The 13973-nt window shown below is 41.0% G+C and carries 9 protein-coding genes; 4 read left to right on the forward strand and 5 right to left on the reverse strand.

Going from position 1 to position 13973, the window contains the following annotated elements; all coding sequences use genetic code 11:
• The first annotated feature begins 31 nt into the window (after positions 1-31).
• Positions 32-2584, forward strand: coding sequence for an EAL domain-containing protein (locus tag CW749_RS22370; RefSeq protein WP_101114611.1), 2553 nt, complete (start codon positions 32-34; stop codon positions 2582-2584).
• 96 nt (positions 2585-2680) lie between these two features.
• On the forward strand, positions 2681-3682 hold the full coding sequence (gene add, locus CW749_RS22375) for an adenosine deaminase (RefSeq protein ID WP_101114612.1): 1002 nt from the start codon (positions 2681-2683) through the stop codon (positions 3680-3682).
• 125 nt (positions 3683-3807) lie between these two features.
• Here the strand turns inward: add and CW749_RS22380 are convergent, their stop codons facing one another.
• The 5 genes from CW749_RS22380 to CW749_RS22400 all read right to left on the reverse strand — a co-directional run bounded on the left by CW749_RS22380 (position 3808) and on the right by CW749_RS22400 (position 11125).
• Positions 3808-3990: a hypothetical protein gene (locus CW749_RS22380; protein ID WP_101114613.1), complete on the reverse strand. Its 183-nt coding sequence runs from the start codon at positions 3988-3990 to the stop codon at positions 3808-3810.
• Positions 3987-5369 carry a leucine-rich repeat domain-containing protein gene (locus tag CW749_RS22385; protein ID WP_145997872.1) on the reverse strand — a complete coding sequence of 461 codons (1383 nt, stop codon included), beginning with the start codon at positions 5367-5369 and terminating at the stop codon, positions 3987-3989. Before CW749_RS22385 ends, CW749_RS22380 begins: the two co-directional genes overlap by 4 nt.
• The gene (locus CW749_RS22390) at positions 5362-9048 is read right to left on the reverse strand and encodes a hypothetical protein (protein ID WP_145997873.1); all 3687 of its coding nucleotides are present in this window, start codon (positions 9046-9048) and stop codon (positions 5362-5364) included. The genes CW749_RS22385 and CW749_RS22390 overlap by 8 nt, the downstream gene beginning before the upstream one ends.
• Complete coding sequence (locus CW749_RS22395) at positions 9018-9950, reverse strand: PAAR domain-containing protein (RefSeq protein WP_101114616.1); 933 nt, start codon at positions 9948-9950, stop codon at positions 9018-9020. The genes CW749_RS22390 and CW749_RS22395 overlap by 31 nt, the downstream gene beginning before the upstream one ends.
• Positions 9951-10207: 257 nt before the next feature.
• Positions 10208-11125: an aldo/keto reductase gene (locus CW749_RS22400; RefSeq protein WP_101114625.1), complete on the reverse strand. Its 918-nt coding sequence runs from the start codon at positions 11123-11125 to the stop codon at positions 10208-10210.
• A 148-nt stretch (positions 11126-11273) separates the two neighbouring features.
• Here CW749_RS22400 and CW749_RS22405 point away from each other — a divergent pair, with 148 nt between their 5' ends.
• Both CW749_RS22405 and CW749_RS22410 read left to right on the forward strand, forming a co-directional pair.
• Positions 11274-12188 (forward strand): LysR family transcriptional regulator, encoded by a 915-nt coding sequence (locus CW749_RS22405; protein ID WP_101114617.1) that lies wholly within the window; start codon positions 11274-11276, stop codon positions 12186-12188.
• Positions 12189-12421: 233 nt separating this feature from the next.
• A complete protein-coding gene (locus tag CW749_RS22410) occupies positions 12422-13129 on the forward strand; it encodes a LuxR family transcriptional regulator (protein ID WP_101114618.1) in 708 nt (235 codons plus the stop codon).
• Positions 13130-13973 lie beyond the last annotated feature (844 nt).

The raw sequence follows: 13973 nt of genomic DNA on the forward strand, positions 1-13973 counted from the left end.
AGGATGGTGTTCACTAACTGTATGTAGGGCAATGGCGAATAAAAAGATTACTTTACGAATGGCTGTCATTTTACCCTTTGTGATCGTATTCATGTTCACATTTGGGGTAATTGCATTCGTACAAAAGAGCAGCTTCGAGAATATGGTGTCTAATTTGAGCCATAAGCAGCTCATGGCATTTACTGAGAACGTGAAAAGCCGTTTGTCGATCTTTTTAGATGAGCCCTATCAAGCCAACATTACGTTGAGTAAATCCGTCGAATTTAACGAGCTGTATCAGCTCGGTAATCTCAATCAAATCGAGAATTTCCTCTCCTTAAGTTTTAATCATTTATACAAAAACATCCCCCACTTAGATGTGGTCGGTTTTGGTGGTAAAGAAGGCGAGTTTGTCGGCTTTAGGCGAGAATCCACCTCTGATTTTACCTTGATGCTCCAAGACAAACGCACCGAAAATGATTTGGTTATCTACTCCGGTAGAAATATCGAGTCAGGTGCTAAATCCACCTTTCAAGGTTATGACCCTAGAATTCGTCCATGGTATGTCCCTGCGGCAGAATCACGCTCCCCATCGTGGTCTAACATTTATACCAATGCGGATGAACGCCAAGAAATTACATTATCCGCAACCACTCCTGTGATTGTGAGCGATGAGCTGATTGGCGTCATGGTCGCGGATATTAAAATCGACACGTTCAACAATTTCCTTGTGGATCAAAAAAAGAGAACGGCTGCCTCCATTTTTATCTTCGATCAGGATAACCGCTTGGTGGCGCATTCGGATAACTCTAGCGTGGTATCCAAAGGCACGCCGATGACCATAAAAGGGCAGCGGCTACAAATGACAGAAAGCACGAACCCAGTTGTACAAACCAGTGCAAAGTACATCGCGAGCAACCGTTTGGAAGCCAAAAGTCAACCTGTAATGTTTGACTACGTTACCAGTGGGGATCGCTACTTCAATAAACTGTCTCGCTACACCAATCCATACGGGCTGGAATGGTACATTGTCGTTACCATTTCTGAGCACGATTTGTTAGGTGACTTACCAGAGCAACAACAACGTGGTTGGCTTATTGGTATGACCTTCAGCTTATTGGGCTTTTTGATCGGTGTATTGGTGTTTAATCGCATTACACACCCAATTACAACGACAGCGAACGCAGCACGAGAAATAGCCAAAGGTGATTGGGACAGCCCGATGCCAGAACCGGGCAAAGTATTTGAAACCAGTATGTTGGTGTCGGCATTCAACAACATGACTCAAAACTTGAAGGCGTCATTTGAAGCACTACGAACTCAGTTGGTCTACGACTCTTTAACTCAGCTCTATAGCCGCCAAGGTCTCATCGAAACGAGCAGTAATCTGAAATCTTCTCTACCTGGATCTTTGATTCTCATTGGCATCGATCGCTTCCGAGACATCAACGACAGCTTAGGTCATTACAGTGGCGACCAACTGCTCACTATTATTGCTCAGCGGTTAAAGAATATTTGCCACGAACGCGTATTGCTTGCCAGAGTCGCAGGTGATGAATTCGCCATTTATGATCCTAGAAATGGCTCTGAAATGGCAGTCGAGCAGTTAGTTACTCGAATAAAACAGTCGTTTAGCTCACCATTCAATATGGGTACAGAGACAGTGGTCGTCAATGTCTCCATAGGTATTGTTTTATCGTGCGATAAAAATGATATGAGTACATGGCTACGCAACAGTAGCATCGCCTTAAGCCACGCCAAGCAAGATGCACTCCGCGTTGTGTACTACCGTCCTGAAATGGCCGATGTTTCTCGTAAGAAAACACAAACTCTCGCCAACTTAAATGAAGCGATTGCCAATAGTGAATTTGTCCCGTTTTATCAGCCCATCATTGATTTAGAAAGTGGAGAAATCCTAGGGGCTGAAGCCTTGGCACGTTGGGTCTCTGAAGAAAATGGGGTCGTACCACCTCTCGACTTCATTCCTATTGCAGAAGAAAGCGGCTTAATTGGCGACATTGGTTCGCAAATCTTACTGAAAGCATGCAGTGATACCGCCAATGCTATTCAAAGTGGGCAATGGCACCCCGAGTTCAGCTTGCACGTTAACCTCTCCGTGAATCAATTATCCCAGCCAGGGTTTACTGAAGAATTGGAAATGGTACTTAAGTACACACGGCTAAACGCCCAAAACTTAACGCTTGAGATTACAGAATCGAGAATCGTCGATAACGACCCGATTATCTTGAAAAACATGCAAGCCATTAAAGATTTAAACATTAAGATTGCCATTGATGATTTTGGAACCGGTTATTCATCACTTGCTTATCTCCACAAATTGCCCTTTGATTGCTTGAAAATCGACCGATCGTTCATCGTTCAATTAGAAAGAGAGCAGATAGAAACGTCTGTCGTCGCCGCTATTGTGAATATCACAAAGGGCTTCAAGGTGAATCTTGTGGCTGAAGGGGTCGAAACCACAGAGCAAGCCGAACTGCTTCGCTTACTCGACTGCCCTCAAGCGCAAGGATTTTTGTTTAGCCGACCGGTTCCTTTCTCAGAATGGCCAACAGATTTAGTGAACATTAAAGAAAAGCAGCACTGATCAAACAATAATCTGTTCTTATGGTACTGACAGTTTACTAAATGATTTTTATACTTAGGCGAATTAGCCGAAACTCGTCGCATTTAGGAAGTAAACATGATCACCAAAAACCTGCCTTTAACTGATATTCATCGCCACCTTGACGGTAACGTCCGTAGCCAGACGATTCTTGATCTTGGCAAAAAGTTTGGCGTGGCACTTCCCGCATACGATTTGGAAGCGCTTCGCCCGCACGTACAAATTGTTGAAGCTGAGCCTTCACTCGTTGCATTCCTGTCCAAGTTAGACTGGGGTGTAGCCGTACTGGGTGACTTGGATGCATGCCGTCGTATTGCTTACGAAAACGTAGAAGACGCATTGAATGCTCAAATCGATTACGCTGAGCTTCGTTTCTCGCCTTACTACATGGCAATGAAACATAAGCTGCCTATTGAAGGTGTAGTAGAAGCGGTTATTGATGGGGTACAAGCTGGTTCACGCGACTACGGTGTAAAAACCAACCTTATCGGAATTATGAGCCGTACATTTGGCCAAGATGCTTGCCAACAAGAACTGGACGGTTTACTTGCACACAAAGACAAATTGGTTGCTATTGACCTAGCCGGTGATGAACTTGGTCAGCCAGGTGATCGCTTTATTAACCACTTCAAGCAGGTTCAAGACGCAGGCTTACAAGTCACGATTCACGCAGGTGAAGCGGCAGGTGCAGAAAGTATGTGGCAAGCGATTCAAGAACTTGGCGCTGTCCGTATCGGGCACGGCGTGAAAGCGATTCACGATCCTAAGTTGATGGATTACCTTGCTGAACACGGTATTGGTATTGAATCTTGCCTGACGTCTAATTTCCAAACCAGCACTGTTGATTCACTGGCAAACCACCCGCTGAAAACCTTCCTAGAGCACGGCGTGAAAGCGTGTATTAATACCGATGACCCAGCAGTTGAAGGCATCGAGCAGCCTTATGAATTTGAAGTGGCAGCTCCAGCAGCAGGCTTGAGCCAAGAGCAAATTCGCCAAGCACAAATCAATGGCTTGGACATCGCATTCCTATCCGACGCCGAGAAAGAAGCGCTACGCGAAATGGCGAAAAATCGCTGATAGTTAGAAAGTTAAAGAAGAAAGGAGGCGAAAGCCTCCTTTCTTATAAGCAGTAAACAAATCGCTTAAAGATATTTGATTCAACATGCTTTGAGTAAGATTAGGTGAATTATCGATTTAATCATCTACGTATCATCACGCCTGAAAAATAGCTTATTCACTACCAGTACAATAATGTAGCTCAATACCAAAATACTCGCGTAATCCATAAACGTTTCTTCGCCGTCTGAAAACTCATGGATAGTACTCATTAGGAAGTTAATGAGAAGCGTAATAACGGCTATAATTTGAATATAGATCATGTTCATTGCTTCCCGTTAATATTGCCGTATTCATATAAATTCTCTAATTTTTCCTCGTCTTCTTTTGTCATGGTTTTTTCAATAGGGTTATATAGGAGACCAATTCCACAATAAGCAAGATCTTTTACTTCATTAAAATCCAACGTATCAATTTGATTATTAAACAAACGGAGAAATGTTAAAGATGAAAGATGGTTAACATTTTTCACTTCTTTAATTTTATTTCGTGTAATTACCAACTCCTCCAAATTTTCCACACCTTCCATTTTTCCGATTTCAGTTAGGTTTCCACCGTAAATTGTTAATTTTTTGAGAGAAGGAAGGTTTTTGAGTCCATCCATAGTTTCAAGTTTACTATGTTCAATAATTATCTCCTCCAATTTAGGAAGATTACTAAGTCCTTTTAAGTTTTTTATGGAAGTATTCCTCAGGATAAGTTTCTTTAACTTATTATTTTTAGAAAAGTCTGGAATACTATTGTTTATTTCACCACCAGCAATTACATACTCTACATTCTCTGGAATAATGGTATGCGAGTAGTCATTATCTGAACCAAAACTTAGTTTCTTAAGATTAACTAGACCTTTCAACCCAATGGACTTTACGTTTTTCTCAGTCGGCAAGTATAATGATTCCAATTTACCAAGATTTGATAAATTAAATATCACCTCTGTATCCAAAGTATTATCTCTAGAGTAAAACAAGTCTAATACTTCAAGATTATTAAGCTCTTCAAAATCAGAAAGACTCATATAAGCACCAACTAAAGAGGATGCTTTAATATATTTCTGATATTTTATATTATTTATTTTTATTTCTTTTTCTGAATATAAATCTAAAACTTCAAGTTTGCTTTCTATTGGTAGACTTATAATTCCATCGCTTAATTTATTTATTCTTACTTGTTTCAGATTTTTTAATGTAGTTAGATCTAATTCTTTTATTTTACTATTATTAAACTCTAATGACAAATATTCCAAGCTTTTAAGGGATGATATAAAATCCATTAATTCTCTATGACTATGTTGCTTATTAGATAATATATGAAGAACTAGTTGGATTATGTGTCCATTTTCATTAATTACAACATGATTTTTATATTTCTTATAATTATAAAAGTTTATATACTTGCCACCATTAAAAGATGCTCTCTTAAACATCCGAACTACAGAACTATTATCAATTATAGATTCTGATTCAGGTAAATAATTCATACGTTTTCCTGCTTCTAAAACGTACGAATACCCTATATATCCATCATGTATTTCAACAAAGCTCTTAGCCTCAGATGAGTAGCTTAGTATCATTTTTCGCTCTGTCATTTCATAAGCGATCAACGGAAATGAGTAGAAAATAAATATTGAAATTAATAGCTTACTAATCAAAATTAACCCTTTTTATCAATATGGGCTTCACATTAAAATGTGCGTGATTCCATAAATGTGATTTATAGAACGGTTGATTTTCTGGTGGAGTAAAAATCCCCATTTCGAGAAGAACATAAATGGCTTGATGCTCCAGATATTTACAGCCTAAATTGGAATAACACGTTTCTTGCAGCCCAATATAAAGTAAAGAGGGATCGTTTTGGGTGCCAAAATTCACTTCATTAAAAGATAGATTTTTAATGAGTTCAGGAGGACCAAATTTTTCTTCATTGTATTTAGTTCTAGCTTTGACCTCTTCATAGTAATCAATCACATGGTCGACGCTATGTATGCCATCAAACCAAAGAGTTCGTAACCACGCAATATCAAAATCAACACGTTCTTTAATTTGCTCTCGTGAATACAGAGCTTTCCCATCTGGTGTTTTCATCAAGTAAAGTGGAATAATTGCACGCCATGAGAGCTTACCAAGATTAACGCCTTTACTGCTTATTACACCGTCTTGGTGATAGTCTTCTATGGTATGGATAGGGTTGTTATCTGTCTGTGAAAAAAACCTTTCGTAAATTTCTATCGGTTTTTCATTCAGCAGAATTTTTAAGTCGTGCGCACTATCATAGCGAAGGTTAGCTGCAATACTCCATACGGAGTAAGTCCCTGATGTGACTAAGCCTGCATTCTCTACGTGTTGTTTAGAGAATACTACGGGCTTTTTCACATCCTCCCAAAGTTTAGCTAATTGGTTCTGTGCCTCACTTAGAAAGTACGGTCTGACCAACTTAGCTAAGTCGTAAAATAGCATCATAAAATTGAAGAATGTACCCGCTGATATTAGGAGCGTTGACACCAAAGGGTGCGGAACTCGGGAGCCCCACTTTATCGTGTTGATCATTCGAGTGGTAAAACCCACGGTAAGCATTATTCCGGCAGCAGCGGTAGTAGCCTTTACCAAAGCTTCTTCGGTTTTTCTGTCATTCAATAAATCTTTTACATCTAAGGAGGCACTAATGCCTTGAAAGATCCCTAAAGGGATTGCCAATCTATCGAGAAATTCGCCGATGAATTCCTGTGTAAGTGTAATAGGCCGCAAGAATCGAGCATTAGCAGTATGCAGTCCACCATAACGAATTTGTGTTACCCTAAGAGCACCAATCAAACTATTTGCCGCACCACCGTAGTCCATTACTCCCTGTATATGATATTCAATGTATTTGATGTAGAGCTCTTGCTCTGACCAGCCTTTTTTTTCCGCCTCTTGTGCTAACAGGTTTAATCTTTGAATTGATAAACCAACATTCAGCGCAGAATAAATGACCCGGGAATACGCAGCACTTGCTGCTAACGCAGACGCACCGTTACTATCAAACCGGAACTGCCCATAAAATTTGGCTTCTTTACCTCCTCCTTCAAGAGCTTCAAGTTCTAACTGCACCTTTCGACCGAAATTTTTAATTGAATTTCTTGAGTTTTTTAGCTTATCTTCATTTGTTGAGTGGTCACGCGTCACAATTAAAGCTTTCGCAATATCCGCCCCTTTAAATTTGACCGAATCAACAGGAGAACTACCATCTGAACGTAATATTCCAAAAATCTTAAGTACACCATTGAAGTACTTTATATGATAGGCTACATCAGCTTTTACATTTCTATAAATATCTTTTATACACTCTTTTTGATACCAACTGAGCATCACCTGAAGCGTGCATGGCGCACCAGGACCTGGGACGATATGCCCCAAATACGGCTTTGCATATGTCTCATAATTAGTCAGGATCCAGTAAGATAAAGATGTATTCGTGTTATCTTCTGAACTCTCATTTACTTCCTTCAACACAGCAAGCTGCGCTAATAGATAGCTATCCTCTTTATCTATCCTGCGAGCTTCCACTTCCCAATCTTCTTGAATTCTTTTGTCATTAATATTTTCTTGGTCATAAGACTCTGATAAGAAACTAAACCCTATTGACAAGTCGTATTTCCAAGCCATTTCACGATATACATCCGAATAGGAAATCGCCTCATAACATCGAGATATGGTGAAAAATATCTCATCCCAGTCATTTTCTTCATCCATATATGGACCTGCGGGATGGTCTTCACCATTGAAGCCTTCTTCGTACTTTTCTTTGATGTGCTCAGTGTAATGTTTGATTTCAGCCAAGAGTGCCTTTGAATGAATCAACTTCCATACTTCTTTGGCTGCTCGATCAATATGGCGCTTTTGAATATTAAGATCGGACACCCCTGACCCCAAAACAGGGTTGTCGATGATATTTGAGATCCCCTCTTCCAGTTCAGACACCGCTTCATGAAGTTTTACTCTATCGTTAAGCTCTTTATTAAAGGGATAATTTTCGAAGCCGAGCATTGCGCGTTGAGTAGGTGTAAATCGATCAGGGTTATTGATAGGATTTATTTCTCCTTGCTCTTGATATGGCATTCTTATATGCATATCCATCAAGTGAGACATTTGAGAAAGTTCATAGAGCTTTTTATGATGTGGTAGACACGCCAGCTTGTATTCATTGATTTGCGTCTCTAAAATTCCAAGCGCGTCTTTTAACCTGTGATTCCATTCCGGTAACGTACAATGCAAATAAATCCGTGGTGGGGCACTTTCTTCTTCCACATCAAAGACGACTTTGTTCAGTTTCAGCGTATGCCTTGTAGGGTAAACAGGCGCTTTTAAATCCGCTATTTCTCTTAATGGTTTGGTTTTAAACTTATTTTGATCAAGTGGATATAAAAAGAACGCACCTGGTTTGAAATACTTAATGCGCGAATTCGTGAGTTGATAAGCGTAATATTGGTTTTCGTTTACAATTTCGGAGGAAAACCTGCCTGAGTCACGCAAATGTGTTCGCCACTTCTCACCTAAGAACTGTGGTAATACCGGCTTTTTCAACTCAAATTGTTTTTTCCTGTCCTCACTTCTTACAATAGTAAAGCTGCTGCTTTCTGAACTCAGCTTTGTTGCGACAGCATTGGTGTTAGTGTAGACCGCCTCGAGTCTATCGGCATGATAGCCTGAATCATCAGACTCACCTGCTGTGCGCTCATCATCGTCATAGTTCCAACATAATATGAATCGGTTATAAATCTCACTGCCGTCGTCAGCGTAGTAGAACTTGGTATTGCTGTAGTCATACTCTCTTGGTCTGACTAACAGTGTGGTGGGCACCTCGCCGTCTTCTTCGTCGTGTGTCGTAATGTCTCGCGTAAATTGAGGTTCAAAAGTAGGTATTTCAGTATTTTCGTGTCCCGTTAGCACCCAAAAATTGGGTTCTAACGGTTCGCTTTCTTGCTCGTCAGAAACCTTAAGCTCCGCGTTTGAAAATAAATCCTTATAAAAAGCTTGTCGCTCTTCTAAACGCGTTTTATTCGCGGCTAAATCTTCAGCATAACTGGGGTAAGGTGAAATATTTTCATGGAAAGTTATTTGGCGATCAATTTCTTCTTCTAACGCTTGAATACTTAGATTGAGTGTTTGAACTCTGTATCTTACTTTGTATTTTATATACTTATCATTAATACTTCCGGCGTATTCGTTTATTTTTTCCTGCATTGCCCGATAGTATTCAAGGTCGAACAACATATGGTCGTAGTCTAACTGGTAGTCTTTTAGCTGGTTATACATTGTCGCCTCTAAGAAAGTTTTTCGTTCTTTTCTAGCCACTCTTGGGTATCGCCGTCTATAGACCCCGTCAGTGGTAAACCTTGGATAAATTGCAGGTTCTTTATGTCACTTTGAGTTTTAGGTCCCAATTGACCATCAGAGTTGCCCGATGCCATGCCTTGGTTAGCCAAACGCTGCTGTACACCTGTAGTATCTGAAAGTGGTTTTAACGTTTTTATACTGACTTTGTAGACATCGAAATTCTCTTCATCTTCTTCGTTTAGCCAGAATTTGATAGTGACTTCTTTCTCGTCTTTGAATTCTTCCAGATCCAGCACTCCAGAGTGGTTGGTTTGAGCATCAACCGTTGATGAACCTGATTCGATAACCACTTTTTTATTGGCGTACACATAACCGTTCTGATCTTTCATAGCTAAGCCAATTCCAGGCTCTTTTTCCTCTTCAACAGAAGATTGGTTTTCAGAGTCCAACGGGGATGTCGACGTCTTGGGGATACTGTCTAGCGTTAGGTTTTCATTAACACCTTGAGTGACGAGCGTCGCAACAGGTGCCCAATTCGATGGGGTTGGTGCTTCATTGGAACTGGATTCGGGAGGCGAGCCTTTCTTACCTGAAGATGAGGAGCTACCACCACCTGAGCTAGACGAGCCTTGGTCACCAATCAGAACAGTTGGGAAACCAGCAACGATCACGCCACCATGAGATGATTTGTCTCCCATACGGGCAGCAGGCTTTCCGTTGATGAAGACACTACCTGAACCGCCAGATATGGAATCTGGTGGACCAACACACACCATCATGTCACCTTTGCGTGCTGCGGGCATGCCACCAATGAAAACATTGCCAGATCCTGCCGCTACAGGTCCTCCAACGTGTGGTATCTTCCCTGTTTTATCTGGGCAGACGTGAAAATCACCTATCCGTGCGGCCGGTTTTCCCATTGCAATCATCCTGTTAGCGGCGAAGAAAAATTCTGTCGATTATATATGCATCACGTATCGCAACTTAAGACGTATGAATTAAAGAAGGCTATTCAGTAAAAAAAGTTGAGCGGGGTTCTCATAAATCTTGACTAGAAATGTAACTGATACAAGAGTTACTTATCGTTGGGGCGTAGAGGAGAAGTAGGGCTTTTAAGACAAAGGCAAAGACGAAGGAAGGCTTTCACCTTCCTTCGAAGTTTTATGGAGCTTGAAATCTACGCCACACCGTGCCCTTTTGACGCTGTCCATACTCGATACCATTGTTCACGGGTTAACGAGATGTTTTTGGCTGCGACTGCGGTTTTTACGCGTTCTATTTTACCACTACCAATGATAGGGATTGGGCGAGAGGGTAGCGCCATCACCCAAGCAAACACCACTTGATCAATGGATTCGGCAGACACTTCTTCTTTTATCTCTTTCAGCACAGTCAACACGCGGTTATCTTGCTCAGTTGATGGGTTGAAAAGGTTGCCTCCAGCCAAACATGACCAAGCCATTGGGCGGCGACGTTGGGCTTGCAACTGATGCAATGTTCCGTCTTCGAGGCTTTGCATATTGATGGGGTTAATCTCTACTTGGTTGGTCACTAACGTGACATCTAAATAGGATTGAAGAGAAGAAAATTCATGTGTTGTGAAGTTAGAAACACCGAAATTCAACACTTTGCCTGAGCGTCTTAACACTTCAAATGCTTCGGCGACCTCTTCTGGTTGAAGCAAAATATCAGGTCGGTGCAGTAACAGTGTATCGACATGCTCTACACCCAGCTGATTGAGTGAGCGCTCTACCGATCCGATTATCTCACCACGACCGCTGTCATAGTACGCAATTCCCCCTTCGGTTTGAGGAGCGATAATGCCTAACTTAGTAATGATATGGAGTTGCTCCCGGATGGAGGGCTCAAGTGCTAGTGCCTCACCAAACAAGGTTTCGCAAGGGACATCACCGCCATAAATAGCAGCATGATCTACGGTGGTTATTCCCAACTCTATGTGCTGCTTAACAAAATCCAGCCTCTGAGCAGGTGACATCCCCCACTCACCCATTCGCCAATACCCTTGTATAAATTCAATATCAGCTAACGGGTCGTTTTGATATACACCCATACTATTTTGTTGATTATTAGACATTTTTACCTCAAACCTCATAAACGTAATACCTAAATATTAGACGGTGCTTTGTTGCGATTAAACCTCACATTCAGAATTAACTATTCTTTATAGAGAACAATAAAATGTACTATAAGGAACAATAGATACTTCATGATTTGGGTGAAAGATGAAACTGCCACAAGAGATACGATTGCATAAACGATTCGAACGCTATTATTTATTCAGTGTTGTGGCGGAATGCCTGAATTTTGGGCAAGCCGCCGATAAATTGGGGATTTCACGCAGCTATTTGTCTACCCAAATTAATGCCTTAGAGCGCGATCTTGATGTCACATTACTGATACGTACAACGCGAAGCGTTAGGCTGACTCAATCAGGACAAAAAGTATTGCTGCAAATGCAAGGTGTTACCTCTTCCGTTAATCTTATGGAGAGAGAAATTAGGCAGTCTGCTTCTGCCATCGAAGGGAAGTTAAACATCACCAGTGCGGCTATTTTTGGGCAACGTTACTTGGTGCCCGCGTGCCGAGCCTTTCGAAAACTCCACCCAGACATCACTTTTGATATCGATGTTGGCTACACAAATCAAGATCTGACTCAACAGCCCTTTGACCTAGCGATAAGAGCGACAAGTACCCCGCCAGAAAACATGATAGCCAAGCATTTAATGGACTACCGACATGTATGTTGTGCCTCGCCAGATTATCTCAACACCTTTGGCACGCCATTAACACCTGACGATTTGCGCTCACACAACTGTTTGTCAGACCCACACCTCACGACGTGGCAATACACAGATCAAGGGACGATAAAGAAAACTGAAACAAAAGGAACGTTTTACGCCAACGACAACTTTTTACTTTATGACGCCGCAATAGAGGGTGAAGGCATCATTAAACTGCCTGATTATCTTGTTAAACCAGCACTTAACCGAGGACAATTATCAGCAATATTGGAGCCTTACTATAGCCAAAAAAGAAAGATCTACTTGGTTTTCCCCCAACAACTCAAGCACAGTGAAGCACTTTTAGCCTTTATTCAGTTTTTGCAAAGCTGGGTAAACTCTCATTCACCACGTTGAGTCCCGAACTTCAGCTCAATTCACTCTATGGAATATTGGACAACTTCTTTGCTTTTGATCAGCCAGTTTCAAAATATTTAGCGAAATGCAGTGAGATCACTCGCACTTCAATACTATTGACGGCATGACATAAATATCTAATGAATTGATAAGATTATACTTACTGGCTACCAAAACATTGAATAATGCTACAAATTCAGGGAATAAATAACCATTAGAGAGGGAGCTAGTGAATGGTTAAACAGTTAATTTCAAGTAGTCACGGAGTGACCACTCAACCTCAGTTAAAACGGCTATGTGCCGACATTACTGAAACACTCGGAGTCGATTACTACCTAATCGCATTATTTACCCCATTAAACACACAGCATTACGATGTGTTTTTGATCAACAACTATCCAGAAGATTGGATGGAGTGGTACTTCGAACACAATTACCGCCAAAGCGATCCTGTATTGGAGTATGCCAAAAGTGGTGTCGCTCCGATATTGTGGCACCGCGACTTTGATGCTATGCCAACAGACCAACAAGAAGTCATGGAAAAAGCCGTCGAATATGGGCTAAAAGATGGAATTTCAATTCCTATCCATGGGAAAGGCGGCACTATCGGTGTGTTTTCTATCGCGAACAGTGAACACATACCGGATGATAAAGCATTTGAAATTGAAGCGAACATGCTTTCTATTTGGCCTTACCTTCATTCTGCTATGAGCCGAGTGAATGTGTGTGAACCAAAAACCTTAACAGACAGAGAAAAAGAAGTACTGACTTGGACCGCCGAAGGTAAAACCTCTTGGGAAGCTTCTCAAATCATTGGGGTGTCTGAAAGTACAATCAATTTCCATATCAAGAATTGCATCAATAAATTGGATGCGGTCAACCGACATCATGCTATCGCTAAAGCCATCATTGGCGGCGTTATTGCACCAGATAAACTGTAGTTTTAATCACTGATGTCTGGTTGAATTGAGAGCCTGGAAAAGATCCAGGCTTATCTCTAACTGAAGTGACTAGTTAATCAACCGGTCAATAATGTCGAAAACACAAACATTGTTGAGGCATGCGCCATTCACTTCTTGTACATCTTGGGTATTCAATTCTTTCATCATTTCGTCCTTTTAATTAGCGTAGAATTCTTTCGATAATGCAGCAGATGCAACATGCACCATTCACTTCTTGTACGTCTTGGGTATTCAGTTCTTTCATCATTTCGTCCTTTTAATTAGCGTAGAATTCTTTCGATAATGCAGCAGATGCAACATGCGCCATTCACTTCTTGTACGTCTTGGGTATTCAATTCTTTCATCATTTCGTCCTTTTAATTAACGTAGAATTCTTTCGATAATGCAGCAGATGCAACATGCGCCATTCACTTCTTGTACGTCTTGAGTATTCAGTTCTTTCATTTTTAGATTACCTAACAATTAAAATAGTTCTTTAAGGAATTGTGCCAAACCTTGTCCAGCGGCATAGCACGCCGAGCAAGCACCACTAACGTCTTGTACTTCTTGGGTATTCAGCTCTTTCATTGTCATTTTCCCTTATGCAAAAAATTCTTTAATCGCTTTTGCTAAAGCTTGTCCTGATGCGTAGCATGATGAGCAAGCACCGTTTACATCTTGTATTTCTTGAGTATTCAGTTCTTTCATTGTTAGTTTCCTTATGCAAAAAATTCTTTAATCGCTTGAGCTAAAGCTTGGCCTGATGCGTAGCACGCTGAGCAAGCACCATTAACATCTTGTATTTCTTGAGTATTCAGTTCTTTCATTGTTAGTTTCCTTATGC

The sequence above is a fragment of the Vibrio sp. vnigr-6D03 genome (genome assembly GCF_002835515.1).
In the GTDB taxonomy this organism is placed as follows: Bacteria; Pseudomonadota; Gammaproteobacteria; order Enterobacterales; family Vibrionaceae; genus Vibrio; species Vibrio penaeicida.

Coding starts and splice junctions, on each gene's coding strand:
- CW749_RS22400 (WP_101114625.1), bottom strand. CDS start 11,125: ATGTCTAATAATCAACAAAATAGTATGGGTGTATATCAAAACGACCCG.
- CW749_RS22410 (WP_101114618.1), top strand. CDS start 12,422: ATGGTTAAACAGTTAATTTCAAGTAGTCACGGAGTGACCACTCAACCT.
- CW749_RS22395 (WP_101114616.1), bottom strand. CDS start 9,950: ATGGGAAAACCGGCCGCACGGATAGGTGATTTTCACGTCTGCCCAGAT.
- add (WP_101114612.1), top strand. CDS start 2,681: ATGATCACCAAAAACCTGCCTTTAACTGATATTCATCGCCACCTTGAC.
- CW749_RS22405 (WP_101114617.1), top strand. CDS start 11,274: ATGAAACTGCCACAAGAGATACGATTGCATAAACGATTCGAACGCTAT.
- CW749_RS22370 (WP_101114611.1), top strand. CDS start 32: ATGGCGAATAAAAAGATTACTTTACGAATGGCTGTCATTTTACCCTTT.
- CW749_RS22380 (WP_101114613.1), bottom strand. CDS start 3,990: ATGAACATGATCTATATTCAAATTATAGCCGTTATTACGCTTCTCATT.